At 52.3% G+C, this 26,962-nt stretch carries 21 protein-coding genes; 7 read left to right on the top strand and 14 right to left on the bottom strand.

Annotated elements, in window-relative coordinates; all coding sequences use genetic code 11:
• Positions 1–25: 25 nt before the first annotated feature.
• Positions 26–1,345: a putrescine-ornithine antiporter gene (potE, locus tag ACFOE0_RS12440; protein ID WP_248936907.1), complete on the bottom strand. Its 1,320-nt coding sequence runs from the start codon at positions 1,343–1,345 to the stop codon at positions 26–28.
• A gap of 726 nt (positions 1,346–2,071) precedes the next feature.
• On the opposite strand from potE, the gene adiA reads away from it, so the two are divergent.
• A complete protein-coding gene (gene adiA / locus ACFOE0_RS12435) occupies positions 2,072–4,363 on the top strand; it encodes an arginine decarboxylase (RefSeq protein WP_248936908.1) in 2,292 nt (763 codons plus the stop codon).
• A 42-nt stretch (positions 4,364–4,405) separates the two neighbouring features.
• Here the strand turns inward: adiA and ACFOE0_RS12430 are convergent, their stop codons facing one another.
• Positions 4,406–4,828, bottom strand: a complete 423-nt coding sequence (locus ACFOE0_RS12430; protein ID WP_248936909.1) for a globin family protein — start codon at positions 4,826–4,828, stop codon at positions 4,406–4,408.
• 198 nt (positions 4,829–5,026) lie between these two features.
• On the opposite strand from ACFOE0_RS12430, the gene ACFOE0_RS12425 reads away from it, so the two are divergent.
• Positions 5,027–5,803 (top strand): VOC family protein, encoded by a 777-nt coding sequence (locus tag ACFOE0_RS12425; protein WP_248936910.1) that lies wholly within the window; start codon positions 5,027–5,029, stop codon positions 5,801–5,803.
• On the opposite strand, the gene ACFOE0_RS12420 is transcribed toward ACFOE0_RS12425, so the two are convergent.
• From ACFOE0_RS12420 to ACFOE0_RS12390, 7 genes are all read right to left on the bottom strand, one after another.
• Positions 5,800–6,795: a ribonuclease T2 family protein gene (locus ACFOE0_RS12420; RefSeq protein ID WP_248936911.1), complete on the bottom strand. Its 996-nt coding sequence runs from the start codon at positions 6,793–6,795 to the stop codon at positions 5,800–5,802. The two genes, ACFOE0_RS12425 and ACFOE0_RS12420, sit on opposite strands and share 4 nt — an antisense overlap.
• 272 nt (positions 6,796–7,067) lie before the next feature.
• The gene (locus tag ACFOE0_RS12415) at positions 7,068–10,205 is read right to left on the bottom strand and encodes an efflux RND transporter permease subunit (RefSeq protein ID WP_248936912.1); all 3,138 of its coding nucleotides are present in this window, start codon (positions 10,203–10,205) and stop codon (positions 7,068–7,070) included.
• A gap of 15 nt (positions 10,206–10,220) precedes the next feature.
• Positions 10,221–11,861 carry an efflux RND transporter periplasmic adaptor subunit gene (locus ACFOE0_RS12410; protein WP_248936913.1) on the bottom strand — a complete coding sequence of 547 codons (1,641 nt, stop codon included), beginning with the start codon at positions 11,859–11,861 and terminating at the stop codon, positions 10,221–10,223.
• A 26-nt stretch (positions 11,862–11,887) separates the two neighbouring features.
• Positions 11,888–12,304 (bottom strand): heavy metal-binding domain-containing protein, encoded by a 417-nt coding sequence (locus ACFOE0_RS12405; protein WP_248936914.1) that lies wholly within the window; start codon positions 12,302–12,304, stop codon positions 11,888–11,890.
• Between the two features lie 165 nt (positions 12,305–12,469).
• Positions 12,470–12,871, bottom strand: coding sequence for a hypothetical protein (locus tag ACFOE0_RS12400; RefSeq protein ID WP_248936915.1), 402 nt, complete (start codon positions 12,869–12,871; stop codon positions 12,470–12,472).
• Positions 12,872–12,946: 75 nt separating this feature from the next.
• A complete protein-coding gene (locus tag ACFOE0_RS12395; RefSeq protein WP_248936916.1) occupies positions 12,947–13,372 on the bottom strand; it encodes a DUF2057 family protein in 426 nt (141 codons plus the stop codon).
• A gap of 590 nt (positions 13,373–13,962) precedes the next feature.
• Positions 13,963–14,382, bottom strand: coding sequence for a DUF2057 family protein (locus tag ACFOE0_RS12390; RefSeq protein ID WP_248936917.1), 420 nt, complete (start codon positions 14,380–14,382; stop codon positions 13,963–13,965).
• A 426-nt stretch (positions 14,383–14,808) separates the two neighbouring features.
• Between ACFOE0_RS12390 and ACFOE0_RS12385 the strand changes: the two genes are divergently transcribed.
• Complete coding sequence (locus ACFOE0_RS12385; RefSeq protein WP_115136447.1) at positions 14,809–15,372, top strand: NapC/NirT family cytochrome c; 564 nt, start codon at positions 14,809–14,811, stop codon at positions 15,370–15,372.
• 208 nt (positions 15,373–15,580) lie between these two features.
• Here the strand turns inward: ACFOE0_RS12385 and ACFOE0_RS12380 are convergent, their stop codons facing one another.
• Positions 15,581–15,868 (bottom strand): DUF1145 domain-containing protein, encoded by a 288-nt coding sequence (locus ACFOE0_RS12380; RefSeq protein WP_248936918.1) that lies wholly within the window; start codon positions 15,866–15,868, stop codon positions 15,581–15,583.
• A gap of 9 nt (positions 15,869–15,877) precedes the next feature.
• On the bottom strand, positions 15,878–16,501 hold the full coding sequence (rsmD, locus tag ACFOE0_RS12375) for a 16S rRNA (guanine(966)-N(2))-methyltransferase RsmD (RefSeq protein ID WP_248936919.1): 624 nt from the start codon (positions 16,499–16,501) through the stop codon (positions 15,878–15,880).
• Between the two features lie 253 nt (positions 16,502–16,754).
• Between rsmD and ftsY the strand changes: the two genes are divergently transcribed.
• From ftsY to rpoH, 4 genes are all read left to right on the top strand, one after another.
• On the top strand, positions 16,755–18,956 hold the full coding sequence (ftsY, locus tag ACFOE0_RS12370; protein WP_248936920.1) for a signal recognition particle-docking protein FtsY: 2,202 nt from the start codon (positions 16,755–16,757) through the stop codon (positions 18,954–18,956).
• A gap of 7 nt (positions 18,957–18,963) precedes the next feature.
• Entirely contained in the window at positions 18,964–19,650 is a 687-nt protein-coding gene (ftsE, locus tag ACFOE0_RS12365; protein WP_115136444.1) for a cell division ATP-binding protein FtsE, read from the top strand.
• Positions 19,651–19,660: 10 nt separating this feature from the next.
• Positions 19,661–20,623, top strand: a complete 963-nt coding sequence (gene ftsX, locus ACFOE0_RS12360) for a permease-like cell division protein FtsX (protein WP_248936921.1) — start codon at positions 19,661–19,663, stop codon at positions 20,621–20,623.
• A gap of 229 nt (positions 20,624–20,852) precedes the next feature.
• The gene (gene rpoH, locus ACFOE0_RS12355) at positions 20,853–21,722 is read left to right on the top strand and encodes an RNA polymerase sigma factor RpoH (protein WP_248936922.1); all 870 of its coding nucleotides are present in this window, start codon (positions 20,853–20,855) and stop codon (positions 21,720–21,722) included.
• 104 nt (positions 21,723–21,826) lie between these two features.
• Here rpoH and menE read toward each other — a convergent pair whose 3' ends face one another.
• Genes menE through menD form a run of 3 tightly spaced genes read right to left on the bottom strand, consistent with a single transcriptional unit; the run spans position 21,827 to position 26,954 of the window.
• The gene (gene menE / locus ACFOE0_RS12350) at positions 21,827–23,302 is read right to left on the bottom strand and encodes an o-succinylbenzoate--CoA ligase (RefSeq protein ID WP_248936923.1); all 1,476 of its coding nucleotides are present in this window, start codon (positions 23,300–23,302) and stop codon (positions 21,827–21,829) included.
• Positions 23,302–25,245 carry an o-succinylbenzoate synthase gene (gene menC / locus ACFOE0_RS12345; RefSeq protein WP_248936924.1) on the bottom strand — a complete coding sequence of 648 codons (1,944 nt, stop codon included), beginning with the start codon at positions 25,243–25,245 and terminating at the stop codon, positions 23,302–23,304. The genes menE and menC overlap by 1 nt, the downstream gene beginning before the upstream one ends.
• A complete protein-coding gene (gene menD / locus ACFOE0_RS12340; protein ID WP_248936925.1) occupies positions 25,242–26,954 on the bottom strand; it encodes a 2-succinyl-5-enolpyruvyl-6-hydroxy-3-cyclohexene-1-carboxylic-acid synthase in 1,713 nt (570 codons plus the stop codon). The genes menC and menD overlap by 4 nt, the downstream gene beginning before the upstream one ends.
• Positions 26,955–26,962 lie beyond the last annotated feature (8 nt).

Here is a 26,962-nt window from a genome sequence, read left to right as displayed (position 1 = left end):
GGGCCTTTTTAATATCTTATGACCATCAGGCTTTGCTGGCAGGCACCGCATCTCTGGCGGCGATAAAGCCATAGAAGATATAGCCAAACAGGGTCACTATCACGCCGTAAAACACGGCTTCCTCGCCACAGGCATACACGCCATAAATACTGTAAACCACGGCCAGTGTGCCGACGATGGAGCCAATCTTGTACTCCTTACTGCTGGCATTATTGGTTCGCAGGATAACTTCCAGACCGGTAAGCGACAGGATATAGGGTACCATATTAATAAACACAGCCAGGTTCACCAGTACGTTGAACTGTTTGACCAGAGTCGGAGATATGGTCATGACCGCAAGCACCAGCTCCAACGCCAGCATAATCATCATGCCCTTGATAGGCGCATTGTCCTTGCTGACTTCACCAAAGATCTTGGGGAACAGCTTAATGTCGGCGGCAGCCCTGGAAACCTGGGCATTGGTGAACTGCCAGCCCAACAGGGAACCAATACAGGCGATTACGGCCAGCGCGGTGATCACCAGACCCACTTCCTTGCTGAACATATAGGTATAAACCAAACCGAATGGCGCATCTGATTTGGCCAGCTCTGCATTGGGGACAATACCCTGAATCACTGCAGTGGAGGTGATATAAACAATCGCGGTGAAGCTGGTTGCCAGCATACAGGCAAGGGGGACATTCTTTTGGGGGTTTTCTACCGTTCCCGAGTTGGCTCCCGCAGACTCAATCCCCAGGAAGGCCCACAGTGTCAGCGCGATACCGGAAGAGATGGCATCCATGGTGGTCATCTCATGGGGATTCCAGGCTGATTTAAACAGCTGAGGGTCGAACCAGAACCAACCAATGACCGACAGGCCCACCACGGGGATAATGATGCCCCATACGGTAAATGCAGAGATCTGGCCGGTAATTTTGGGGCCCTTGAAGTTGGCTATCATGGTCACAATCAAAATCACAACCACACCAACAAAGGTGTTGATGGGCTTCTCTTTTAGCCAGGGGATAAACTCTTCAAGATAACCTGCCGCCGAAACCGCAATGGCCACGGCACTGATTACCAGACAGACATAGTAGGTGTATGACGCAATAAAGAAGGAGGACTTGCCATGAGCCTCGGCCGAGTACGCCGACATACCGCCATCCTTGGTGCAATACATACCGCATTTGGCAAAGGCATAGGCGATACACATGGCGCCCACTGCGGTTACCAGCCAACTCAAGAGTGATATCGCACCGGTTTGAGCAAGGCTGGCGGGTAACATAATAATCCCGGACCCCATCATATTGACCGTGACAATTGTGGTCAGGCCAACCAAGCCCATTTTATTGGATTCAGATGCCATTCGTTTTTACTCCCAGGTTATTTGGGAAGGCGCGCATCAAAGCATCATGGCGGGACAGATAGCCACAGATCTGCCTGGACGAGCAGCGCCTTCCGTAGATCCAGATCGTTCCATAAGCCCGGCAACGTCAAACGACTGCATTGCCAAATATAAGAGTGAAAGTTCGGGGCAGCCAGCTCGCTAAAGGCACTTCAAACAGTGCTTCCCGCAACTGACTTACGGCACCGCCTTTCTGATATTTATAACTATCTAGTTTTAATCGTTATTTATGAGCAATTGTCGCAACAATAAATGACTCTAGAGTTACACAGGAGAGAGAATAGAATTATTTTGTAAGTACAGCAGTGTAGAAAAAATACCTTAAAGAATACAAATGTTTTTTAACTTGTACGGAGTGTAAGTATAAAGGCGTATTAAAATTAATGGCTTAGGTGTTTAGTATGGTGTTTGGATGTTGTTCGCATTTTAAGTGTATGAATTTACGGGGTAAAGTTTTGTTTTTGTGGCTATCTGTATGTAATCTAAATAAATAATTATATTTGTCAAAGTGGCTGCAGATCTTCTAAGTTAATGACTTACTCTCAGTTCTCCAATACAGAAACCTCACAATAATGTCTTTATTGCTGTTCATTAACCCTGAATAACCAATGTGAATTGCTCTTCGCTTATATCTGTAGGCGGGGTTATATCCGATTAATCTAAGTGAATTATGCTGGAGTATGGCCAATGAGAAGTTACGGGAAAAAATATACTGTCCTGATCCTGGAAGAGGTAACCAAGCAGGGGGTTGTGGGTAACGCGATCAGCCGCCTGATAGAGGAGCTGTCTGAAGCCGGTGCCAAGGTCTCAGTTGCCAGTTCCTATGACGACTGCTATTCCATCCTGAATGCCAATATCGCCATTGACTGCTTAATGTTGACCTCGTCAATGAGTGGCTCGCAACAGGATGAAAATGAACACTTCTTTTCTCTAATTCAGAAACTTAATCAACGTCAGCAGAATGTGCCTGTGTTTCTGTTGGCGGAACGTAAAAAGATCACCCTGACGGTCAGTCGCGAGCTGATGGCCAATGTCGATGAATTTGCGTGGATTCTGGAAGACACCCCTGATTTTATTGCCGGCCGTGCTATGGCGGCGATGCAGAGATACCGTGAGCGCCAGTTGCCGCCGCTGATGTCTGCTTTTATGAAGTATGACGATGTGCATGAGTACTCCTGGGCTGCGCCAGGTCACCAGGGTGGTGTTGGTTTTACCAAGACACCGGCGGGGCAGCGTTTTTACAGCTATTACGGTGAAGGTCTGTTCCGTACCGATATGGGGATTGAGCGGGGTAATCTGGGCTCTATGTTGGACCACACCGGCGCTTTTGGTGACAGTGAACGTTATGCGGCCAAGGTATTTGGGGCTGATTCCTCCTATTCCCTGGTGACCGGGACTTCAGGCTCCAACCGAACCATCATGCAGATCTGTATGAAGGAAAACACCCTGGCCATCTGTGACAGAAACTGCCACAAGTCCATCGAGCAGGGCTTAATGCTCTCCGGGGCTTTGCCAGTTTATATGGTACCCACCCGTAACCGTTACGGCATCATTGGTCCCATCTACCCTGAACAGATGACCAAAGCTGCGCTGGAAGCCACGGCCAAAGCCAACGAGATGACCAAAAGTGAGGCGGGCAAGGTCGCGCCTTATGCTGTGCTGACCAACTGTACCTACGACGGCCTTTGTTACAACGCCAAGCGGGCACAGGAGATCCTGTCTGAAAGCAGTAACCGTATTCACTTCGATGAAGCCTGGTATGGTTATGCCAGATTCAACCCTGTGTATGAAGATCACTATGCGATGCGTGGTGAGCCGGATCCTGATTACGATGGCCCAACTATTTTTGCTACCCACTCAACTCATAAACTGTTGAACGCGCTCTCTCAGGCCTCTTTACTGCATATACGTCATGGTAAAGATGCCATTGATTTTCAGCGATTCAACCAAGCCTACATGATGCACGCTACCACCTCTCCGCTCTACGCTATTGCAGCTTCAAATGATATTGCTGTGTCGCAAATGGATGGTAACCGTGGTCTGTCGCTGACCACAGAGGTGATTCGTGAGGCGGTGGATTTCCGTCAGGCGATGGGACGCCTGCACAAGGAGTATCAGGATGATAAAGACTGGTTCTTCAAGCCCTGGAATGCAGAAACGGTAACAGATCCCGCCACTGGAAAGACCTACCCGTTTGAAGAGGCGCCACCAGAGTTATTGGTGACTGATCAGGATTGCTGGAAGATGCACCCTGGTGATGCGTGGCACGGCTTTAAAGATATGCCGGCTGATTGGTGTATGCTGGATCCCATCAAGGTGAGTATTCTGGCTCCCGGTATGGGGGATGATGGCAATTTGCTGTCGACCGGTGTGCCCGCCGCGCTGGTTACCCAATATTTGGGGCGTTTTGGCATTATTCCTACCCGTACCACAGACTTCCAGGTAATGTTCCTGTTCTCCATGGGGATCACCAAGGGTAAGTGGGCGACCCTGGTAAATACCCTGCTGTCGTTCAAGAAGCACTATGATGCCAATACAGCGCTGGAGGATGTATTGCCTGGCCTGGTTAATGGCAATCCTGAGACCTATGGCGGTATGGGGCTGAAGGACCTGGGTGACAAGATGTTCAATTATCTGAGAACCCACAATCCATCAGAGAAGCTGAATGCGGCTTATTCCACGCTGCCACATGCCGATATTTCTCCCCGCTCAGCGTTCCAGGCCATTGTTGAAGATAACGTTGAGATGGTGCCCAGCCATAAACTGGCGGGCAGAGTGGCGGCCAACGCGGTTATCCCCTATCCACCGGGTATTCCCATGTTGATGTCTGGTGAGAACTTCGGTGATGACTCCAGCCCTCAGATTGGCTATCTCAAGAGTCTGGAAATTTGGGATAAGGAGTTCCCCGGATTCGAGCATGAAACCGAGGGGACCGAAGTGGAGGATGGCGTTTACCACGTCATGTGTGTGAAGCAATAATCCCTTATCGCAAGGGCGTTGCCCAGCCGAAATGAGACCCGCCTATGCTGCGGGTCTCATTGCTTGCTTCATGGTACTGGCCACCAGTCTGATTACCGCGATCCAGGCTTCTTTTACCTCAGAATTAAACTCTTTTTCGCCAAGCTGACACTTGAGGCTGAATATCAGCGCATTGCCCACAGGGGTAAAGTGTTCTGGTTTGGCGCCATATTTCACATGCCGTTGAGCCAAGTCATTCAATACAGGAACCAGAGCGTCCAGATCATTTAACCCCTCTACAGCGGCTTTGAGCATCACAATTAGTTTGCGTTGCTGGGATCTTAAATCTGAGCCGAACAGAGGTCGTACACCCGGTGCTACTTCAAACAGGGTTTTGTAAAAATGCTCCGCTAATTTGTCGGCATGGGGAGCCGCCTTCATAAAAGACTCCTGCACCAGGCGGATTTGATGTGCTGTTACGCTCACGGGGCTTCCTCAAGTAATGACAGTCCAACTTTCAGCCTAGTTCAAATCCTTTGATTCTTCCTGTAACTATCTGTCATCATTGGTAGTTCAATCTGGAAAAAATGACGTAACACCGCTAAGTTAGCTTAAGTTGAATAAAAAATGTTCGTTTTGATGGGGCTGTCCCACCAAGCCATATTGCCAACAGGGAGTGCTGACATGAATATCAATCAATATCTTCAGGGGTTGCCGTGCTGGACAGAGCTGGCAGCCAGTGATGCGGTCGCCGCGAGGCGCTTTTATGAGTCTTTGCTCGGCTGGGAGTTGGCGGATATTCCTCTGCCTGAGGGAGCTTATACCATGTACAGCTTCAATGGACAGACACTGGGGGCCATGTATGAGGTCACCGAAGAGATGCATTTTATTGTGCCCGGTTGGAACCTCTACTTTGCGGTGGACGATCTGGATGCCGTGCTCAATACCCTGCAGGAGGGTGGTGCCATCATCCGGACCGGGCCACATCAGGTGGGCGAGGCGGGCCGTATGGCGATGATTTCAGATCTTGAAGGTGCATCCTTCTGCCTTTGGGAGGCGGGAAATCATCATGGTGCAGCCCAGTTTGGCGAGCTCAATACCCTGTGTTGGGTCGAGCTTGCCTGCCGACAGGATGCTGAAGCGCTGGCCTTTTACCAAAAAGCTTTAGGCTGGCAATCACGCCGGTTGGATATGGAAGGCATGCCCTACACTGAACTGGAGCAGGGCAATATCGCCTTTGGTGGGGTGATGCCTATGACTGAGGAGTGGGGAGATATTCCCAGTCACTGGATGCTGTATTTCAGGGTTGAAGATTGTGACCAGGTTGCCGCCAAAGCTCAGGAACTTGGCGGCGAGATTTGCGTTCCTCCCACAGAGATTGACGGTGTTGGCCGCTTCGCTGTGATCACTGACCCTCAAGGCGCGGTGTTCTCGGTTATTACCCTGAGTGACCCAGTTTAATCGCCAATTCTGAAGGTGCTTGGGCAGGAGCCGCGCTGTGCATTAGCTGCCTGCTTAAGCAGTTGCGGCAAAGGCGCATCCAGTGACACTGGCAGTTGCACTTGAACTTCCGTCAGGATGCCGCTGCGGCATTGCAGCTTGAGTTTACGGTGTGCTCCCTGACCAAAACTGCTATCGAATGCCTGTTGCCAGGCGCTGCGGGTTACCTTGCTGCCAATATTCCTGTCGATAAATTGCTGAACAAACTCAGACTGATTCAATTGATTGATCAGGGTGACAGATACGGCAAAGTACTCGTCGGCACTGTCGGTCATACAGGTGCCGTGTTTCCAGAACTCATGGCGCTGCAGACAGGTGCCATATTCGGCACTTGGCATCACCTCTTCCAGTGCATCCCTGACATCTGCAGACATCTTCAACCTGGGGTAATCACAAAAGGACTTTGGTTTACGACTGACTTGTCCACAATAGCCATATTTGGTACCGCATGATGCTTTATTGGGCCACAGACCATGCAGGGTGAACTCACTGTGAGCGTCTGCCAGTGGATTGAGCGACAGGGCTCTGCACTCTCTCTTACTTTTGCCGCCCATGGCGCAGTATGCCGGCTGCCAACTCAATGCCAGCACAAAACTGTCATGTTGATCCGGGGCGTTGCAACTGCCGCCACTGTGGCTTTTGCTAGCCTTTGCATTTTGCCCTTTTGGGGTGAACCCCTTTAGTTGCCCGCAGCTGGTCGACAACCAACGCGCCGGTGAGCTGCTGGCACTGGTGTTTACTCTAACCCACTCGGGCGCCTGAGCCTGGCCCAGGTATTCTCTGATCTCCAAGCGTTGACCCGGTGCTGTCATCTGGTTGCCCGGGTTGGTTTTCTTGTTCTTTGACTGATACAGAGGGCAGGCTTTGTCTGCGATAAACTCGCCGGTTGCCGGGGCGGCCAGAACAGGCAAGCTGCAACACAGCAGCAATGCGGTAAATAAACGTCTCATCATTGACTTGGGATAGGGAAGAGTTGGCGAATTATAACAAAAGATATCAGTCGGATATTTGAGTTTAGTGCAGGCAAAAAAAAGCCGAACCCTGGAGTGGAGTTCAGCGACAAATTGATAAGTGGACTATCAAGTATGCTTGCGAGATGGAGCCAGTATGGATGCGCTATGTTTCATTTATATTTCAAAAGCTCGCTTTATTGACGTGCCACAAGCCAAATCAGTCTTTAGGTTGAACCTAAATAAAAGGCCACCCGTGTTGGGTGGCCTTGCTGTTACTGACTGTTACTCAGCTTTCTGCCGTATATCAGCAGATAAAGGGCCGGTAGCACAAACAGTGACAATATCGGCGCCGTCACCATGCCGCCAACCATAGGAGCCGCAATCTTTTGCATTACCTCATTACCGCTGCCTGAGCCCCACATAATGGGCAGCAGGCCGAAGAAGATGGTGGCAACTGTCATCGCCTTGGGGCGGATCCGCATCACTGCACCTTCAATCAGGGCATCCTTGAGATCGGCTTTGGTATTGAATCTGCCCTCAGCCTTGTGCTGCTTAATCGCGTTGTTGAGGTAGACCAACATCACCACACCAAACTCCGCGGCGACTCCAGCGAGGGCTATCATACCCACAGCGACAGCGACCGACAGGTTATAGTCCAGCAGATACAGCAGCCAGGTTGAGCCCACAAGCGCAAAAGGCAGACTCAGCATGATAACGCTGGCTTGGGCGGCTGAGCCAAAGGTCATCATCAGCAGCATAAATATCACCGCCAGCATCATGGGTACCACTGTCTTTAGCTTGGCTTCTACCCGCTGCATATACTCATACTGACCGGCAAAGCTGTAGCTGTATCTGGGAGGCAGCTGCAGCTGACTATTCAGGGCAGTTTTGGCCTGATCTATGTACTCACCCACAGACATGCCTTTGATATCCACAAACACCCAGGAGATGAGTCGACCGTTCTCGCTTTTGAGCATGGGGGCGCCGTCGGTGATCTGCAGGTCTGCCAGATTGGCCAGCGGCAGGTAGTGGCCGGTTTTGGTAATGACAGGCAACTCTCTGAGCTTCTCCAGATTATCCCTGAGCTCTCTTGGGTAACGCAGGTTGATCGGGTAACGCTCAGCCCCCTGAATCGACTCACCTATCTTCATGCCGCCCACGGCGTGGCGCACCACATCCTGAATATCCGCCAGACTCATGCCATATCGGGAAGCCACCTCCAGTTTGGGAGTCACATCAATGTAACGGCCACCGCCAACCCTTTCAGCATAGGCTGATTGCGTGCCAGGCAGAGGTGCCAGAATCGCCTCTACTTCAGCGCCAATACGTTGTAACTCTTCCACGTCTGCACCTGTGATCTTAATGCCAACAGGAGTTTTAATACCGGTTGAAAGCATATCGATCCGGGTTTTGATCGGCTGCACCCAGGCGTTGGTCATACCGGGCACTTTCACTGTTGCCTGCAACTGGTCGATGATCCCTTCCAGTGTCATGCCTTCCCGCCACTCATCCCTTGGCTTGAGCATAATAGTGGTTTCCAGCATGGTCAGTGGTGCCGGGTCGGTTGCGGTTTCTGCCCGACCGACTTTACCGAACACACGTTCAACCTCTGGCACGGTTTTAATCAGGCGATCTGTCTGTTGCAGAATTTCAGCCGCTTTGCCCGCGCTGATCCCCGGGAGTGTCGTTGGCATGTAGAGCAGGTCACCCTCTTCCAGCTCGGGCATAAACTCTCTGCCCATCTGGGAGTAGGGGTACCAGGCACTGAACAAAGCGACCAGTGCCAGCACTACGGTAAATTTGGGAAAGCGCAGAACCAGCTTCAGTACGGGTTTGTACAGGGCGATCAGTACCCGGCTGATAGGGTTGCTTTGCTCCGACGGTATCTTGCCCCGGATAAAGTAGCCCATGAGTACCGGAACCAGAGTAATAGACAGCACTGCCGCAGCGGCCATGGCAAAGGTCTTGGTATAGGCCAGCGGCGTGAACAGGCGTCCTTCCTGAGCTTCCAGGGTAAACACGGGAATAAAACTCAGGGTAATAATCAGCAGCGAGAAAAACAGCGCAGGCCCCACTTCCACCGACGCTTCAGAGACTATCTTCCAGTGCTCTTTGGTGTCAGGCTCACGTCCGTGCTGCTCTTTAAAGTGCTCAAGGTGTTTGTGCAGGTTCTCGATCATCACGATGGCGCCATCCACGACGGCACCGATGGCAATGGCGATACCACCCAGGCTCATGATGTTGGCATTGACCCCCATATGATTCATCACAATAAAGGCGATCAGAATCGACAACGGCAGGGTCACTACAGCCACCAGGGTCGAGCGGGCATGGAGCAGGAACAGCAGGCACACCAGACCCACAACCAGCATCTCTTCAACAACCTTATTAAACAGGTTATCGACCGAGTCCAGGATCAGCTGGGATCTGTCATAGGTAGTGACTATCTCCACCCCTTCAGGCAGACCTGACTTAAGCTCTTCCAGCTTGGCCTTTACGGCGTCGATTGTGCTCAGGGCATTTTCGCCATATCGCATCACTACAATGCCACCGACAACTTCACCCACACCATCAAGTTCGGCGATGCCGCGGCGGGCAGCAGGACCTTTGCGCACTGTGGCGATATCTTTCAGCATGAGTGGCGTCCCGGAAGGACTGGTCACACCCAGAGGGATATGGTCAAAGTCGGCCAGAGTCTGACGATAGCCCTTTGCCCGTACCATATATTCGGCTTCGGCCATCTCAACCACAGAGCCACCGGCTTCACTGTTAGCCTTGCTGATGGCATTTTTAACCGAGGCGATATCCAGCTTGTACAGCGCCAGTTTGTCCGGATCCAGCACTATCTGGTAGGTCAGTTCCATGCCGCCTACGGTAGCCACTTCGGATACTCCGGCAACACTCTGAAGTTCCAGTTTGAGGTACCAGTCTTGCAGACTCTTGAGCTGTGACAAATCCAGTTTGCCGCTGCGGTCCACCAGGGCGTATTGGTATACCCAGCCCACCCCGGAAGCATCCGGTCCCAGTGCTGGCTGAACTCCGTCGGGTAAACGGCTGGCGACCTGGCTCAGATATTCAAGCACCCGTGAGCGGGCCCAGTAGATATCAGTGCCATCTTCAAAAATGACATACACATAGGAGTCACCGAAGAAGGAGTAGCCCCTGACGGTTTTCGCTCCCGGCACTGCCAGCATGGCAGTGGACAGAGGGTAGGTGACCTGCTCTTCCACCAGTTGTGGTGCCTGACCCGGATAGCTGGTTTTGATAATCACCTGCACATCAGACAGGTCCGGCAGGGCATCCAGTGGTGTTTTACGCAGTTCCAGCAGACCCCAGGCGGCGATCATCACTGCCAGAATCAGCACCATAAAGCGCTGCTGCAGTGATGCTTCAATAATACGTTTCAACATAATGAGTTCCGCCCGTTAGTGCTGGTGGCCTGAGCTCAAACGCATCAGACTGCCTTTGAGGCTGGCTTCAGAGTCCAGCAGGAACTGACCGGATGTCACCACCTGCTCTCCCTCTTCAAGACCTTTGAGGATTTCTGCCTTGCCCTTGCTTTGCATGCCCACATCGACCTTACGGGCGACAAAGCTGTTGTCGGACTGTTTGACGATCACCCGGTTTTCTTTACCCGTTTGGATCAGGGCTTCCTGTGGGATGGTCAAAGCTTTGCGTTTGGCACCACCAAACAGGGCGATTTTCGCCAGTGTCTTGGGGCGCAGATCAGCACCGGGGTTGTCCAGTACGATACGGACTCTCAGGCTGCGGGTCACAGGGTCCAGTTCGGGATAGATGTAATCAACTCTGCCCTTGATATCCTGCAGTCCCATGGCGGGAACCGAGACTTCAGCTTCCTGGCCTATTTCCAGCCAGCTTTGTTCGTTTTCAAACACATCGGCAATGACCCATACCTTGGATAGATCCACCATGGAGAGGATCTCTGTCTGAGGTTGTATATACATGCCGTCGCGAACATTAAGCTTCTTCACCACGCCGTTGGATTGGGCGTAGAAGGGCACGCGATACTGGCTCTTGCCGGATTTGGCCAGTCGTTCTATCTGGGCTTTGCTCATGCCCAGCAGTTCCAGCCGCAGGCCGGCTTTGCGCACCAACTCCTGATAGTTCTTACTGTTCTTTGACTGAGTAAGCGTCTCCATTGCCAGCAGGTAGTCATCCTGAGCATTCACCAACTCTGGAGAGTAGAGTTCATACAGTAACTGGCCCTTTTTCACTTCTTCACCGGCGGCGCTGACCTGCAGCTTCTCTATCCAGCCGGTGACTCTCGCGTGCACATGTTCGATCTGGCTTTCGTCATAATCCACCTGACCAACTGTGCGAACATATTTCCACATGGTGCCGCGCTTAACCGGCTCTGTGCGCAGGGCCAACGCCTGCTGCATACCGCCGGAAACATTGATCTTTATCTCCTGGGCATCTGCGGCCATGGTCACTGGCTCCAGATCCATGCCGCAGATAGGGCATGATGCTGGTTCATCACTGACGATTTGCGGATGCATAGGGCACACATATTTGATTTTGCCCTCTCCCTGATGCGCAGCGCCGCCTTTGATCAGAGGCTCTGGCTGAGGGGTATTGAATACCTTGTCGGCGGCAGGAGTCGTGCTCTGATGCTGGTGAGCAGCATGGTCATGGCCAGCGTGCTCTGCAGCCGAATGTGTCTCCTCCTCCTGCTCTTCATCCTTTACCAGGAACATCTTGCATATAGAGCAGCGGCCCGGCTCGTGGCTGGTCTCTTCCGGGTGCATGGGACAGTAGTAATGGTCGGCAGCTTTGGCTGTATCTGCACCGGAATCCGCCTCGTCTTTTACCAGAAACATCTTACAGATAGAGCAGCGACCCGGCTGGTCACTGGTTTCCTGCGGATGCATGGGACAGTAGTAATGGGCAGCTTCAGCCCTGGCTTCGGCTTGATGATTGTGTTCATGCTGCTGGGCAGCCACCGCATATACAGGAGAGAAAGCCAAAGACAGTCCCAACAGGCAGGCACTGGCCTTACCCGAATGTTTGCTGCGTGCGGTTATTGCAGGTTTGATGGTTTTCATAATTGATACCTCACTTCCACCCGGGATTAATGATGCTTGTGGTGCTTCATATGACCATGACCATGACCATGGCCATGGCCTTTAGCAGTCGCTTCCAGGTCCATGCCACACTTAGGGCAGGAGTCGCCTTTTTCTCCGGTTACTTCAGGGTGCATAGGGCAGGCGTAGGCTGCCTTTGGCTCCAGGTCCATACCGCACTTGTGGCAGCTGTCACCGGCATGGCCTTCAACACCGGGGCACATAGGACAGTGGTGGGTTGCTTCCTTGGCTGCCGGCTCCAGGTCCATACCACACTTGGGGCAGGAGTCGCCTTTCTCACCGGTCACTTCAGGGTGCATAGGACACTCATAGCCCTGATGAGCAGCATGATGGTCCATCGCCATGGAAGGCGCGGCAGAGAACAGAATAAAAGTGGTTAAAACCAGGTTGATCAGGGTCTTCATTATTATCACTCCATCGAGTCGATGGCCGTGTACTTCATATGGTGGCAGCGCATGTGCAGCTAACCCGCCAGAGAAAACGGCTTGAATTAATTACCAGTATTGAAATGTCCGGTGGTGTACCGGTTTCGCTCCCCGGCCTTAAACAGCAGGCAGGGTATAGCAGCTTCAGGCGATTGGAGGCCGAAGTGCCATTGGTAAAGATATGGAGTGGAAGTGAGGTATATATGCGCTCAGCAATATGCCGTGAGGCAGAGCCTCGGGCCAATAGCTGTCGCTGAGCAGAGTGCCGGTCACTGAAATGCTTAAGCAGTGGATACAGTCGCCGCTACAGCTTCCCTGACCTTCACAACAGGAGTTGCTGCTGGCCTGGGTGTCTGTCGAGCAACAGTCCATCGCCGACATATCCATAGTGCTGTGGGGGGCACAATGCATGTCGTCCATCATCATGGCCTGATGACCGATCTGTTGATTCAAGTCCATCGTCTGAGCACCAAAAGCCATGCCTTGCACCAGAAGGGCAAGCACGGTCAGTAGTGACAGCAGTGGTGATTTGAATCTGTTAATCATAATCATTCCGGACAATGGACGATCTGAGTCTACCACAAGATCAACATAGGGTGTTGATCTTGTTCACAGTTAAGATTACGAACGGGTCAACAATTGAGTCATCAACTGCGCCTGAGTATTGAGTTGCAACTGCTCATTGCGACCCGTGTCTGAGCTAACCAATACGCGCGGCTGCTTAACATATTGTCTCGCGTCAGCCTCGGTTTTGAGTTCAGGCGTTGCCAGTTGCAAAACCTCATTCTGGGTAACTGTAACCTGGGTAAAAAGCGGAGCAGATTGCACCCAGGTTCCGGATGAACCGGCATTGGTGTAGTAACGGTCACTGAATCTCAGCTCTACCAGATGGGTGCCTTCACCCAGGGTGGCAGGCTGATTTTCAACGACCTTACCATTGACGGATTCGATCATCAGGTTATCGCCAACGGTGAGGGTTGCCGCGTGAGCGCCCAGTGTGGCCAGTGACATAGTGATTGCAGTAAAAAAACGGATAGTTGATTTCATTATTATTCTCCAATAAAAGTTGCAATCGAACGGCGTAAAAGAAGGGGCAAATAGCCCTGCCATTTTCGATCTGCTGTTGAATCATAGTTAGTTAATTGTGTCTAAACAGTGATCTGCACCAAGAGTGCAGTGAACTAACTTTTAATTGGAGGGCGGTTAATATCCGCAGGTAATCCGGTCATCGCGAGCTGATGAGGCTGGAGTATTCTGCCATTTCCGGAAGACTCAGAAGGAACTAATGGTTTGTCTGGATTTAGCCATAGAGTTACGCAATGGTGACCGCAATGTTCAGTTGCGGATGGCAGACAGCATTCGTCTTCTTCCGCGGTTTGTGAACCTGTCAGTTCAGTGTGATGTGAACCTGAGTTGGCATGATGAATCTGCTCCAGCATCGAAGCGGGCATGGCAAACACTGAGGCGACCAGAAGTTGCCACAGGAGTGCTATCAATATTGCCAGTTTTCCGATTCTCAGTTTCATCGCAAAGTTGGGATTATGCCGGAGTTACTTTATGTGACAAACGCCGAATGGAAAAAGTTTCATTTGACTCATGCAAATACTCCCGTTCGAACACTTTGTGCACGTTATCCATTACTTTTCCTGAAACAGTTGGGTGATAAGCTGCACCTGGCTCATCAATACCTGCTGTCCATCAGGCCTTTTGTTCGATTGAACGTTAACTTGCGGCGCCTGCAGAAACGCTCTGGCATCCTCTTCCGAAAATAATGGAGAGGTGTTGAGTTCGAGTTGTTCGCCAGCTTTCACTTTTACTCTGGTAAACAAGGGGTCGGATCGTACCCAACTTGAATCTTCTGCATTGATGACATAGAAGTCACTGAACCTGAGGGCAACCATATGAATACCTTCATCCAGTTGAATTTGCTGCGCATTTACCAGTTTCCCATTGACTGACTCGATAGTCAGATTATCGCCTACGCTCAGACTTCCCGCGTTCACCTGAAGCGAGATAAGTGTCAATAAGGTGGGCAAGAGCAGTTGTGATGCTTTCATGGTCTGTTCTCCTTTGAAATTACTACCAAAGTGGTTGATAGCTTGATTTCAGCCGATCGCTTTATTGGCCATCGACTTGTAAAACAAGACCAGAGGGAGCAGGTTGTCGTTTCAGAGATGAGAAAACTTTTTACTGCAAATAATGAAATGTGAGCTGGATCACCAAGGTTGTGGAATATCGTCCAGATTGCTGATGATAAAATTATCGCATTGAGATCATTATAAATTCCTGATGTTTAAATTAGAGCGCATGCTTGTGAATGTCATTGCAATGACAACAGCAGGATCCAGATCTCATTTTTACACTAAGTTTGTATAAATTTTCGTTTATTGGCCTGGAGTCAATTTTCTGAAAATGTAAAACGCATACTATTAAAAAAAAGAATTCTATAGTTTTCTAATTACTGAAAAAATCGGAGAAGAGTGATGAACTGGCGTGCACTTTTAAAGCCCAGCGCAAAATACTCAGTACTGGCCCTGCTGATCGTTGGTATCGTTGTCGGCGCAGTTGGCTTTTTTGCTACTCAACAGACCCTGCATGCAACCAGTACAGATGCTTTCTGTATGACTTGTCACGCTGGTCACTCACTGAAAGATGAAGTGTTGGAATCTCCACACGGCGCTAACAGTGCAGGTATCGTGGTTCAGTGTCAGCAGTGTCACATTGCGCAGGAGCCATTCAACTACCTGGTTAAGAAAATCGTTGTGTCCAAAGACATCATCGGTTACCTGACTATTGATGGTTTTGAAACTCAGGAATGGTTGGAAGAAAACCGCAAAGAGCAGGCTGAGCTGGCCCGCAACTACCTGCGTTCTATCGACTCTTCTACCTGTCAGAACTGTCACAACCGTATCTATGAAGATCCTTCTCCAGAAATGAAGAAGATGGCTGTAAGAATGCACGCCATGAACTTCAAGAAAGCTCCTGAAGACAGAAAGACCTGTATCGACTGTCACAAAGGCGTGGCTCACCCATATCCAAAGAACTAATTTGGACCTTAGGGTAAACACCTGATACGAAAAACCCCTGCCATTCGGCGGGGGTTTTTGTTTTACCGAACACGACAATCACAGCGCCGAACGGCTCCTAAAAAGCAGGATAAGGAAAGGATAAGTGAGGGATAAAAATAGGATACAAGCAGGATAGAGAAAGGATAAAAGTGCCCACTGCACTGCAGGCACTATCCATATTCAGAGATCAGGCGTTTTGCTGTTGCAGCTTTTGCATCAGTTTTTGGCGATACTCCAGCAGGGCGAAAACCCCGAAACCGAACACCTTCAGAAAGTCTTTTTTGGTCAGTGCCATATATTGGCTGAACATGCCGTAAAACATGATTACCTGAATGCCGTGCATAAAGGCGGTGACCAGCAGCAGGATATTCAGCGCCAGGCCTGTGTTGCCTTCAAATGGCATAAACAGGTTGTACACCATCACTGCCCAGGCAAAGCCTGTCATACATTTTCCCAGTAGCATCACGTATTTCATCTGTGTCTCTTATTCTTGTGTTGATTCGGGTTCGAAGCGATACAGGCGATAGCACACCTGGCCTGCGGTTTTCTCTTTCAGCTGGTGCCAATCAGCTGGGATAGGTAAGGCCTGTAACTCTGATTCGGTTTCCACATAGATAAGGGCATCAGGTTTCAGCCAGTTGTGAGCCGCCAGTGCTTTAATGCTGTTCTCTGCCAGCCCTTTTCTGAACGGAGGGTCGATAAAGATGATATCGAAACCCTGGCCTGAAGCTGGGTCCTGACGTGCAGTCTGTCCCTTTGGCCCCTGTGCCAGCAGGTTCAGGCTGTCACCGGCAACTACATCGGCATGTTCACATTTCAGGGTTTTCAGGTTGCTTTGCAGTTGCACCACGGCACTTTTTTGCAGCTCAAAAACTCTGGCATAGGCAGCATAACGAGACAAAGCTTCCATCGCCAATGCGCCACTGCCACCAAAGCAGTCCAGCACACGGGCACCAGACAGTTCGCCACTCAGCCAGTTAAACAGCGTCTCTCTGACTCTGTCTGTTGTCGGGCGTAAGCCCTCAAGATCCTGGATCGGCAAACGGCGGGAACGCCACTGTCCTGCAATGATTCTTACCTGGCCACTGCCTGGTCGATTTCTGGCCATCATGCCCCCGTGATTTTGCCTGAAGAAAGAAAGTGGTAGACTATGCAGCCTCCTGCCCAGCCGGCAATTTGACCTCGACAAAAACGGGTCTGCAGCTGGTTTAAGGGGCGCTATTTTACATGAACTGAGGGCGGCGGGGGAGTCCCTGTGGCCCTTGGTTTGGCTGTTTAATCCGGAGAATGGCAACTTGAGCCGTTTCTGCGTTAGGCAGCGCAATCACTGAATTACAACTCCTTGAGTATTGGTAGCACACATGGCAAAGAAAGGTTTTTTTTCCTGGTTCCGCAGAGATAAATCAAAAGAAGAAGACAAAGCTGCGGAGCTTGCTGCACAGCAGGCTGCTGAGGAAGCTGCCCGTCTGAAGGCTGAGGAAGAGGCTGCGCGCCAGGAAGCTGAGGCAGAAGCCCAGCGCCAGGCCGAAGAAGAGGCACGTCTGGCGGCTGAAGCCGAAGCTCAGCGTCAGGCAGAAGAAGAGGCACGTTTGGCGGCTGAAGCAGAAGCTCAGCGCCAGGCCGAAGAAGCGGCACGTATAGAGGCTGAAGCAGAAGCCCAACGTCAGGCAGAAGAAGCTGCACGTTTGCAAGCTGAGGCAGAAGCCCAACGTCAGGCCGAAGAAGCAGCACGTTTGCAGGCTGAAGCGGAAGCCCAGTGTCAGGCAGAAGAAGCTGCTCGTTTGGTGGCTGAAGCAGAAGCCCAGCGTCAGGCTGAAGAAGCTGCACGTTTGGCAGCTGAAGCAGAAGCCTTGAAGGCTGAAGAAGCCGCCAGACTGCAAGCGGAAATAGCGGCTGAGCAGGCACGTTTGGAGGCTGAAGAGCAGGCTCGTATTGAAGCTGAACGCCAGCAGGCGTTAGCTGCCGAAGCTGCACGTATCGAGCAGGAGCGCATTGAAGCTCAGGCTCGTGAAATGGCAGAAGCAGAAGCTCGCCGCCAGGCAGAAGAAGCTGCACGTTTGCAAGCTGAGGCAGAAGCCCAACGTCAAGCCGAAGAAGCGGCACGTTTAGAGGCTGAAGCAGAAGCTCAGCGTCAGGCAGAAGAAGCTGCGCGTTTGCAGGCTGAAGCGGAAGCCCAGCGTCAGGCCGAAGAAGCGGCACGTTTGCAGGCTGAAGCGGAAGCTCAGCGTCAGGCAGAAGAAGCGGCACGTATTGAGGCTGAAGCAGAAGCTCAGCGTCAGGCAGAAGAAGCGGCACGTTTAGAGGCTGAAGCAGAAGCTCAGCGTCAGGCAGAAGAAGCTGCACGTTTGGCGGCTGAAGCGGAAGCCCAGCGTCAGGCCGAAGAAGCGGCACGTTTAGAGGCAGAAGCTCAGCGTCAGGCAGAAGAAGCGGCGCGTTTGCAGGCTGAAGCAGAAGCCCAGCGTCAGGCAGAAGAAGCTGCGCGTTTAGAGGCTGAAGCAGAAGCTCAGCGTCAGGCCGAAGAAGCTGCGCGTGTAGAGGCTGAAGCAGAAGCTCAACGCCAGGCTGAAGAGGAAGCGGCCCGCCAGCAAGCGGAGCAGGCCGAAGTTCAGCCAGAACCGCAGGAAAAGCCGGTTAAAGAGGGCTTCTTTGCTCGCTTGAAACGTGGCCTGATGCGCACCAGCGAGAACATCGGCAGTGGCTTCGCCAGCCTGTTCCGTGGCAAGAAGATCGATGATGATCTGTTTGAGGAGCTGGAAGAGCAACTGTTGATCGCCGATGTGGGCGTGGAAACTACCACCAAGCTGATCAATAACCTGACTGACCATGCCAGCCGCAAACAGTTAAAAGATGCAGAAGCCCTTTACGAGCTGCTGCGTAAAGAGATGCATGACACTATCGAGCCTGTAGATGTGCCTTTGGTGCCGGAAAATGCCAATGGCCCGTTTGTGATCCTTATGGTGGGGGTAAATGGTGTGGGTAAGACCACCACCATTGGCAAACTGGCCAAGCAATATCAGCGTGAAGGCAAGTCTGTCATGTTGGCTGCCGGTGACACCTTCCGTGCCGCTGCAGTTGAGCAGCTGCAGGTTTGGGGTCAGCGTAATGATATCCCTGTGATTGCCCAGCACACAGGTGCAGACAGTGCCTCAGTACTGTTTGACGCGCTGCAAGCTGCAAAAGCCCGTAACGTTGATGTTTTGATTGCAGATACCGCCGGTCGTCTTCAGAACAAGAGCCATCTGATGGAAGAGCTGAAGAAGGTGGTCAGGGTAATGAAGAAGCTGGATCCGGATGCACCACACGAAGTGATGCTGACTCTGGACGCCAGCACAGGCCAGAACGCCATTAGTCAGGCACAGCTGTTCCAGGAAGCGGTTGGCGTGACAGGTATCAGTATCACCAAGCTGGATGGTACGGCCAAAGGCGGGGTGATCTTTGCGATTGCCGATAAGTTTGGTATTCCTATTCGTTATATCGGTGTGGGCGAGCAGATTGATGATCTGCGTCAGTTCAACGCCAAAGACTTTATCGACGCGCTATTCAGCCACGACAAGGAACAGTAACAAAGCCATGATTCGCTTTGAGCAGGTAAGCAAGGTCTACCCGGGTGGGCAGAAAGCGCTGACAGATGTCAGTTTTCACCTCAAGCAGGGAGAAATGGCATTTTTAACCGGTCACTCAGGGGCCGGTAAGAGTACCCTGCTCAAACTCATGACTGTGATTGAGCGGCCAAGTGCCGGCAAAGTTTGGATTAATGGCCACAATATTGCCGACATCAGCCGCAATCAGGTGCCCTATCTGCGCCGTCATATCGGCATGATCTTCCAGAACCACCATCTGTTGATGGACAAGAGCGTATTTGACAACGTGGCTTTGCCATTGGTTATCGAAGGCTTTTCTCTGGGGGAGATCCGCAAGCGGGTCGATGGTGCGCTGGATATGGTTGGCCTGTATGGTAAAGACAAGCACTCGCCTGTCATGCTGTCCGGCGGTGAGCAGCAGCGTGTGGGTATCGCCCGCGCGATTGTGAATAAGCCTCCCTTGCTGTTGGCGGATGAGCCAACAGGCAACCTGGATCCCAAGCTCTCCATGGATATTCTGCGTTTGTTTGAAACCTTCAACGATGCGGGTACCAGTGTGCTTATCGCCACCCACGATCTGGGGCTGATTGCCCGGATGAAGTACCGAACTCTGACACTCAAGCAGGGTCGTATGTTGGGTGCCAATGAACTGGAGCCGGCTGGACCGGGATATTGAGGATACAGGGATGAGCCAGCCGCAACTCAATCGCAGTAAGCTGCCATTTACCGGCAGAATCGTGATGTTCTTTATCCGTCATATCCAGCAGGCGATGGCGAGTATGGGAGAGCTTTGGCGCAACCCTGTCTCGTCCATTATGACCATGGCCGTATTGGGAGTGAGCCTCAGCTTACCGGCCGCCCTGCAGGTACTGGTGAAGAATGCCGAATCCATTACCCGCAGCTGGGAAAGCGCCGCGCAAATTTCCCTGTTTATTGATGAGGGACGCAGCGAACAGGCGATTCAAAGTCTGATCACCCGCATCAAGGTGTTCCCGGAAGTCGCTGATGTCAGTTACATCAGCCGGGATCAGGCGCTGGAAGAGTTTCAGACCCTGTCCGGCTTTGGTGATGCTCTCTCTTATCTGGATCGTAATCCACTGCCAGCAGTAGTGATGGTTACCCCGACCAACCGATACTCCAGCCCTGAAGGGGCAAGGGAACTGCTGCAAAAACTGCAGCAACAGCCTGAAGTCAGCTTTGGCCGACTGGATATCGAGTGGCTGGAACGTTTGCAGGCGGTAGTGAGTTTATTGGAGCGTACTGTCTCAGCTGTGGCTGCTCTGCTGATATTGGCCGTAGTGCTGATTATTGGTAACACCATACGACTGGCGATTATGAACCGTCGTACCGAAATTGAAGTCATGAAACTGGTGGGGGCCACTGAGGGCTTTATTCAGCGTCCCTTCCTTTATACCGGTATCTGGTACGGTGTGATTGGCGGTGTGCTGGCCTGGATTATTATCAACCTGCTGGTCTGGTATCTGGACGGTGCGCTTGCGGAACTCCTGGGGCTGTATGGCAGTCAGATGTCCATGCAGGCGCTGTCGTTTAATGAGTTACTGCAGTTGGTTGGGGTTGCATCCTTCCTGGGATGGCTGGGCTCATATATTTCGGTTCGCCAGCATTTAAGAGCGATTGAGCCCCAGTAACAACTGCTTACCAAATGCTGTCTTGTCAGCTGGTGTGCTGACAGCGGAAGATGCGGATGAACTTTGGTTTACACAGGGCAGATGTGGTGCCGGTGAAGTTGACAGCGGCCACTAATTCAACGATAGTTCAGCTGCATGAATTGTTGCAAAAAGCATCAATTGGCAGGCTCTAGCGAGCTTGGGCTGGTCTAACTTAGCCTAAAACAACGATTTTTTTACAGGAGCGTGAATGACTGAACAAACGCAATCAATGGCACTGATGGTTCCTCAGGGGAGCGCCAGTCTCGATGCTTATATCCAATCGGTAAACAGTATTCCTGTTCTCGATGCCGAGGAAGAGTATCGTTTCGCCAAGCGTTTGCAGGAAACAGGTGACCTGCAGGCGGCAAAGATGTTGATTATGTCCCACCTGAGATTCGTTGTGCATGTAGCCAAAGGTTACTCAGGTTATGGACTGCCACAGGCGGATTTGATTCAGGAAGGTAATATCGGCCTGATGAAGGCGGTAAAGCGTTTCGACCCTGAAGTGGGTGTGCGTCTGGTGTCATTTGCCGTGCACTGGATTAAAGCTGAAATCCACGAATACGTGCTGAAAAACTGGCGTATTGTTAAAGTCGCGACCACCAAAGCGCAGCGCAAGTTGTTCTTCAACCTGCGTAAAGCCAAGAAGCGCCTGGGCTGGTTTACCGACGATGAAGTGTCCATGGTGGCAGAAAATCTCGGCGTGTCCAAACAGGACGTCACCGAGATGGAATCCCGTATGTCGGCTCAGGATCCCGCGTTTGATCTGGCCAGTGACAATGACGATGATTCCAATGACTTCGCCCCGGCACTGTATCTGGAAGACCACTCTTCTGATATCGCAGCCCAGGTCGAGAACGACAACTGGGAAAACGACTCTCAGACTCGTCTGTTGTCTGCTATCAAGACACTGGATGAGCGCAGTCAGTATATTCTGCAGACCCGTTGGCTGGACGAAAACAAGGCCACATTGCAGGAACTGGCAGATAAATATCAGGTGTCAGCTGAGCGAATTCGTCAGCTGGAGAAGAACGCCATGAACAAGCTGAAACAGCAGCTGTGTCTGGAATCTTTCTGATAATCTCTATTCAAAACAAAGCCCGCTGATGCGGGCTTTGTTGTTTCTGGCGTCTGCTGCTGTATTACCTGTATATACAAGTTACGACTGAAGTAGAGTTGGAGCTATTCAGCCAGATTAAATTGAGCCCTGACCTCCGCAATAACCTGTTTGCGGTTGATCTTGAGTCCGGTTGGCTGCTCTTGCTCAGGCCAGGGGAAGCAGGATCTGGGGCGTTTAAATCTGGCAATCTGCTCAGCCACAAACTCATCCAGCTTATGCTGTTCCGGCAACTCTCCCTTGATAACAGCCACAGGCAAGCAGCCAAACTCCTTATCAGCCACCGGGAACACCAGGGCATCCTCTACACCGGGGAAGCGTTTCAGTACAGCTTCTACCTCTTCGGGCTGCAGATTCTCGCCGCCGCACACGAACATATTGTCGCTGCGCCCTGTGATATGCAGATTACCCTTGTTGTCCCAATAGCCTCTGTCCCGGGTGCAGAACCAGCCATCTTGGTCGATTGCCAACTGGAGCTGTTCAGCAGCTTCGCCTTGTTTGTTTGTGGTTAAGTAGCCGCAGAACAGGGTATCGCCTTTAACCCAAATCTCGCCGTTGCGGATCTCCAGCTCCCGGCCTGGCAGCAACTTTCCACTGCTGCCATCTCCCAGCGCTTTACCAGTGGTTATCTGGGAAGCCATCTCTGTCATGCCATAACTGGTGAATGCCGGGATCCCCATATCGGCCAGCTTGTCGAGCAAAGGCTGGGGAATGGCGCCGCCACCCAGCAGCAGGGTTTTGCAGTACTGCAGACTGTCGCTGTGTTGCTGTAGCAGGCGCTGCAATTGAGTCGACACCAGGGACACATGAGTGACCTTGTTGGTTATCAATTGCTGGGGTAGAGATTGGCCCTCGGTGGCAAACACCACGCAGGCTGTGGCCAGCGCGCAACGATTGAATATCGCCAGTCCACCTATATGAAACAGGGGTAATGAGGCCAGCCATCTGTCGCCGCTGTTGAGCGAGATCAGCGAGGCCGAACCCTTAGCACTGACGATGTGCTGACTCAGGCAGTGGACGGCGGCCTTCGGCGTACCGCTGGAGCCTGAAGTGAAGATGATATTGGCCCGGGTATCCGGATCTATTTGGGGAATAGTCTCAGCACGTGTTAGTTCACTTTTTGCACTGAAATTTAAGTCAGTCAGTGGTTCTGGTAAGAGTGAGTGTTTACTTTCTGTGTTGTTCAGAAACTTGCAGTCATCACTCCACAGATGGCGAATATCGTACTGCTGCAGCAAAGCCAATATCTGGGTCTGAGGAAATTTTGGCGAGATGGGGCAGAACAGCAAGCCCAGATCGATACACGCCCAATAGAGCATCAGCGCTTCTGGCCTGTTACTACAAATAACCCCAAGTTTGTCGCCAGTTGTTAAACCCTTCTCGGTCAGCTGTTGTCCCAGCGCAAGTACATGCTCACTCAGTTGCTGATAACTCAGCTCCCGCTCACCAGATTTAATCGCCAGTGAGTCAGGGGCTGTCAGGGCCGCCAGATGCAGTGGCGACACCTTGTTGGGCAAAATGGTGGGCACAGTGCTGGCCATCAGGCGTTCCACTCCTGTAGCAGCGTCAGATCAGCCTGTAGCAGTGTGGGCTTATCTGCCAGAGGCTCAATCAAGCCCTGGGTAAAGGCACACAGAGTGTCGACTCCTGGAGATTCCTGTGGCGTCAGCCAGGCGGCAATCCGAGCAATATCGGCGATTCCCTGTGAGCTTTCCAACGCGCTGCTCAGAATACAGCGCACCCCATGGGAGTCGGCCGTGAGTATCAACTCACTCAGGCGATAGAGGCTGCCGATTAGCATGGGTTTGAGCACCAGCGCAGTCAGTCCCTCTGTGGCGGCGAATTCATAGTCCGGATCGTTCAGGGTTTCGTCCAGTGCGTAAAGTACGCCTGTGGCCTGATAAACTGCGGGATTGTCCGCCGGATCGGCGCAAGGCTCTTCAATATACTCGATGGCATCCTGTGGCAAACAGGCGCAAAAATCTATCGCCTGCTCCAGACTGAATGCCCGATTGGCATCCAGACGCAGTTTGAGTCTGGGGTTGGCGGCCAGGATTTGATGAATCAGCTCAATCTCCTGTGCCGTCGGCAGTTGTCCCACCTTCACTTTAACGCTGTGCAGCTGTGGCGGCAGAGCTGATACTCTGGCTTTGACCTCAGCACCAACGGCTTGAATATCCTGACTGGCCGCTTCTTTATCGAAGTAGACCAGAGGTATCTCCACCTGTGGGATCCTCACCTCCGGCAGTTGCGCCGTCAGCTTGGCTTCCAGCAGGCTAAGGCCCAGGGCGGCACTGGGAAATGGGCTCTCATCTGCCAGTTGCAGCAGTTGTTGATAACTCTGTCCCGGCAAGGAAGTCAGTTTACTTTGCAGATAGTCAGTTACCTGCTGCAGAGACTCGCGGCTGAAGCCGGTCAGGGGATTTGCGTCAACATCCACGCCTGACAGGGGCGCGATCTCACTGTGGAAGGTCTCGCCCAGCTGATTGCTGATGCTCAGCAGCAAGCCCTGTCTGTTGTCTATGCGGGCCGCGCCTACGGGCAAGCAGGGCTGCAAAGGAATTTGATAACGGTATAGCGAGACTTTGCTGATCCGCTGCGTTTCTGTTGGTTCATGCCCCGATTGCTGAGGTTGAACTTCATGCTGTGCGCCATGGGTGGCATCCATTGTCATTCTTATCTGCTCCATGATGGCATCGGCGAGCAGCGCGGGCTGCTCAATATGAACATTGTGGCCAGCGTCCCTGATGTTTAGTTTGCATAGCCTGCTTTGGCTGGCCCAGCTATCGGCGAGGGCGGAGAATTTAGTGTCTCTCTCTCCGGCAAAAAACCAAACCGGACAACCAAGCCTGGTGGGCAACTGCCACATATCCTGTTGCAGCGCCAAAGAGGTGGCCCGGTAGCAATTGACCAGAGCCTGAGGGTTTGCATGGCGACGTTTGGCTACAAGTGCCTGCCTCTGGCTGTCAGTGAGGTCGGCAAACACAGGTTGTTGATACCAGTCCTGCAGTACCTCTTCCAGTTCAGTACTCTCAAATCGCTCAGCCCAGGCATTATCATTGATGGCCCTGGCATCTTTCTCCTGCTGAGTCAGCAACCCCGGATGACAGGACTCCAGCATCAGAGCTTTGAGTCGGGTGGGAGAAGTTTGATTCAGGCGGTTGGCCAAATGCAGCGCCACCCGGCCGCCAAGGGAATAACCCAGCAGAGAAAACTCATCAATGCCGTGGCTGTCCAGCGTGCTGATTATCAGGTCGGCACAGGTATCGAAACCCGGCGTCGGCAGCCTGAATTGCTCGCTGCTGCCATGACCGGGAAGATCAACACACAGGCAGTGGAACTCAGGTGTCAGCAAAGGCAGCAAGGGCTGCCAGTCATCGGCATTGCCCAGAAAGCCATGAAGCAACATCAGAGCCGGCAGCGAAGGATCGCCATGTCGACTCAGCGCCAGTTCTGACCCGGTTGCTGCCAGTTCTGCGCTCACAGGCCCTGTCTCACCAGTTGACCGATAGCCGCGATCTGGTCGCTGGCCTGATTTGAGCTGACAACGACTTCAATCACTGTGGTGCCCTTGTGTTGCAACGCTTGCAGGTAGGTCTGTTTAAACTCATCGGCATCAGTGGGCCTGTGGTAAGGCAGACCAAACATAGTGGCGGCCCCCTCAAAACTCAGGCCATGGCTGAGACGATAGTACTGGCTGCGCAGCGCCTCATTGGGAACCGGCAGCAGGTTAAAGATATTGCCGCCATCATTATTGAGAATAACCAATACAAATGGCCCGCTTGCGGTGCGGGCAATCGCCATGGAGTTCAGATCATGGAGCTGGCTCAGGTCACCAATCACCAAAGTGGTTGGCTGATCCTCATGGGCTGCTACGCCGCAGGCCGTTGCCAACAGACCGTCAATACCAGACGCGCCCCGGTTGGTGTAAGTCACACTGGTGTCGCCTTCACCCTGGGGGGCAAACATATCAAACATTCTGACCGGCAAACTGTTACCGATAAACAGCTGATGGGCCGGGGCTCTGGCTATGGTTCTAATCACCTGGGCTTCGCCAAATTCACCCAAATCTATCTGTTGCTGCAGCAGTTGCTCCAGAGCTTGATTATGTTGGCTCAGTGCATTAGCCCACTGCCGGTGGCTGGATTCAGGCCACTGAAGGCCCGCAAACTGCGCCAGCGGGGCGGTAAAAAGCTGCTTACTGTTGTGGCTTGGGTCCAGCCGCTCCTGACGGAACAGCAGTTGCCAGTAAGCACTCCACTTATGCTTGGCCAGATAGCTGATCAAGCGCTTTGACAGTAAACGCCCACCAACCACCAATACTCTATCGGCTTCATCCAATAAAGCTCTGGCATTGGGCTCCTGCAGCAGTTGGTCTATATGCCCTATCGCCTGGGGATGCTGGCGCAACTGGCACTGGGCATCGGTCAGCAGTGGCCAGCCCAGTTTTTGGCTCAGGGCCAGCAGCTCTGCGGGATCCTGTTCGGGTGACAAAGTGCCCGCCACTATCACCCCTTTACCCCTGACAAACTCCTGTAGTTGAGCGTCAGTTGGCAGGCTGGAGGGCTGACAGGTCGCAACCCGGCACCATGGCTGGTCATCTTGCTGCCAGTCATTCAGCGGCGCGAGATAGTCGGCAAAGGTGTCAGTGTGAGTTTCATTGGGATACAGAGGTTCGCGATACATACAGTTGATATGTAGCGGCTGAAACTGGTTGCTGACGGCATCATCAATGGCGCTCAGTAAGGCCTGTGGCGCGATGGCGATATCCGGCGTCGGCAGATTCATCTGTTTGGCATAACCGGCGAAAATCGCGGGTTGCACAATGGCCTGATTGGCGCCGCAGTCGAGCAGCTCAGGTGGACGGTCTCCAGACAGAACAATCAAGGGCACATGGGTCAACCAGGCCTCAACGATAGCTGGATACAGGTTAGCTACCGCGGTACCTGAAGTGGTGATAATGGCAACCGGCGAACGACTTGCCTTGGCCAGCCCCAGCGCCAGAAAACCCAGACCGCGCTCATCGAAATGCAGATGTTGTTTGAGCTTTTGCTGTCTGGCGGCTGCCAGTGTCAGTGGGGTCGAACGTGAACCCGGTGCCATGCATACATGCTTAACACCCAGACGGGCCAGTTCTTCCAGTATCAAGGCGCCCCAAAGCAGATTGAGCTCGGCGATTTGATGGGTTTGCATAGGTCTGT

This window comes from Shewanella submarina, from assembly GCF_042646185.1.
Classification (GTDB): Bacteria; Pseudomonadota; Gammaproteobacteria; order Enterobacterales; family Shewanellaceae; genus Shewanella; species Shewanella corallii.
Note: the sequence above shows the minus strand (reverse complement) of the source record. Positions and strands in the feature narration are given on the sequence as shown.

Bases quoted from the DNA above. Each gene is read 5' to 3' on its own strand.
- ftsY (WP_248936920.1), top strand. From the start codon at position 16,755: ATGGCAAAGAAAGGTTTTTTTTCCTGGTTCCGCAGAGATAAATCAAAA.
- ftsE (WP_115136444.1), top strand. From the start codon at position 18,964: ATGATTCGCTTTGAGCAGGTAAGCAAGGTCTACCCGGGTGGGCAGAAA.
- ACFOE0_RS12405 (WP_248936914.1), bottom strand. From the start codon at position 12,304: ATGAAGACCCTGATCAACCTGGTTTTAACCACTTTTATTCTGTTCTCT.
- ACFOE0_RS12415 (WP_248936912.1), bottom strand. From the start codon at position 10,205: ATGTTGAAACGTATTATTGAAGCATCACTGCAGCAGCGCTTTATGGTG.
- potE (WP_248936907.1), bottom strand. From the start codon at position 1,345: ATGGCATCTGAATCCAATAAAATGGGCTTGGTTGGCCTGACCACAATT.
- rsmD (WP_248936919.1), bottom strand. From the start codon at position 16,501: ATGGCCAGAAATCGACCAGGCAGTGGCCAGGTAAGAATCATTGCAGGA.
- rpoH (WP_248936922.1), top strand. From the start codon at position 20,853: ATGACTGAACAAACGCAATCAATGGCACTGATGGTTCCTCAGGGGAGC.
- ACFOE0_RS12425 (WP_248936910.1), top strand. From the start codon at position 5,027: ATGAATATCAATCAATATCTTCAGGGGTTGCCGTGCTGGACAGAGCTG.
- menE (WP_248936923.1), bottom strand. From the start codon at position 23,302: ATGGCCAGCACTGTGCCCACCATTTTGCCCAACAAGGTGTCGCCACTG.
- menD (WP_248936925.1), bottom strand. From the start codon at position 26,954: ATGCAAACCCATCAAATCGCCGAGCTCAATCTGCTTTGGGGCGCCTTG.
- ACFOE0_RS12395 (WP_248936916.1), bottom strand. From the start codon at position 13,372: ATGAAATCAACTATCCGTTTTTTTACTGCAATCACTATGTCACTGGCC.
- ftsX (WP_248936921.1), top strand. From the start codon at position 19,661: ATGAGCCAGCCGCAACTCAATCGCAGTAAGCTGCCATTTACCGGCAGA.
- ACFOE0_RS12400 (WP_248936915.1), bottom strand. From the start codon at position 12,871: ATGATTAACAGATTCAAATCACCACTGCTGTCACTACTGACCGTGCTT.
- ACFOE0_RS12410 (WP_248936913.1), bottom strand. From the start codon at position 11,861: ATGAAAACCATCAAACCTGCAATAACCGCACGCAGCAAACATTCGGGT.
- ACFOE0_RS12420 (WP_248936911.1), bottom strand. From the start codon at position 6,795: ATGATGAGACGTTTATTTACCGCATTGCTGCTGTGTTGCAGCTTGCCT.
- ACFOE0_RS12380 (WP_248936918.1), bottom strand. From the start codon at position 15,868: ATGAAATACGTGATGCTACTGGGAAAATGTATGACAGGCTTTGCCTGG.
- ACFOE0_RS12390 (WP_248936917.1), bottom strand. From the start codon at position 14,382: ATGAAAGCATCACAACTGCTCTTGCCCACCTTATTGACACTTATCTCG.
- adiA (WP_248936908.1), top strand. From the start codon at position 2,072: ATGAGAAGTTACGGGAAAAAATATACTGTCCTGATCCTGGAAGAGGTA.
- ACFOE0_RS12385 (WP_115136447.1), top strand. From the start codon at position 14,809: ATGAACTGGCGTGCACTTTTAAAGCCCAGCGCAAAATACTCAGTACTG.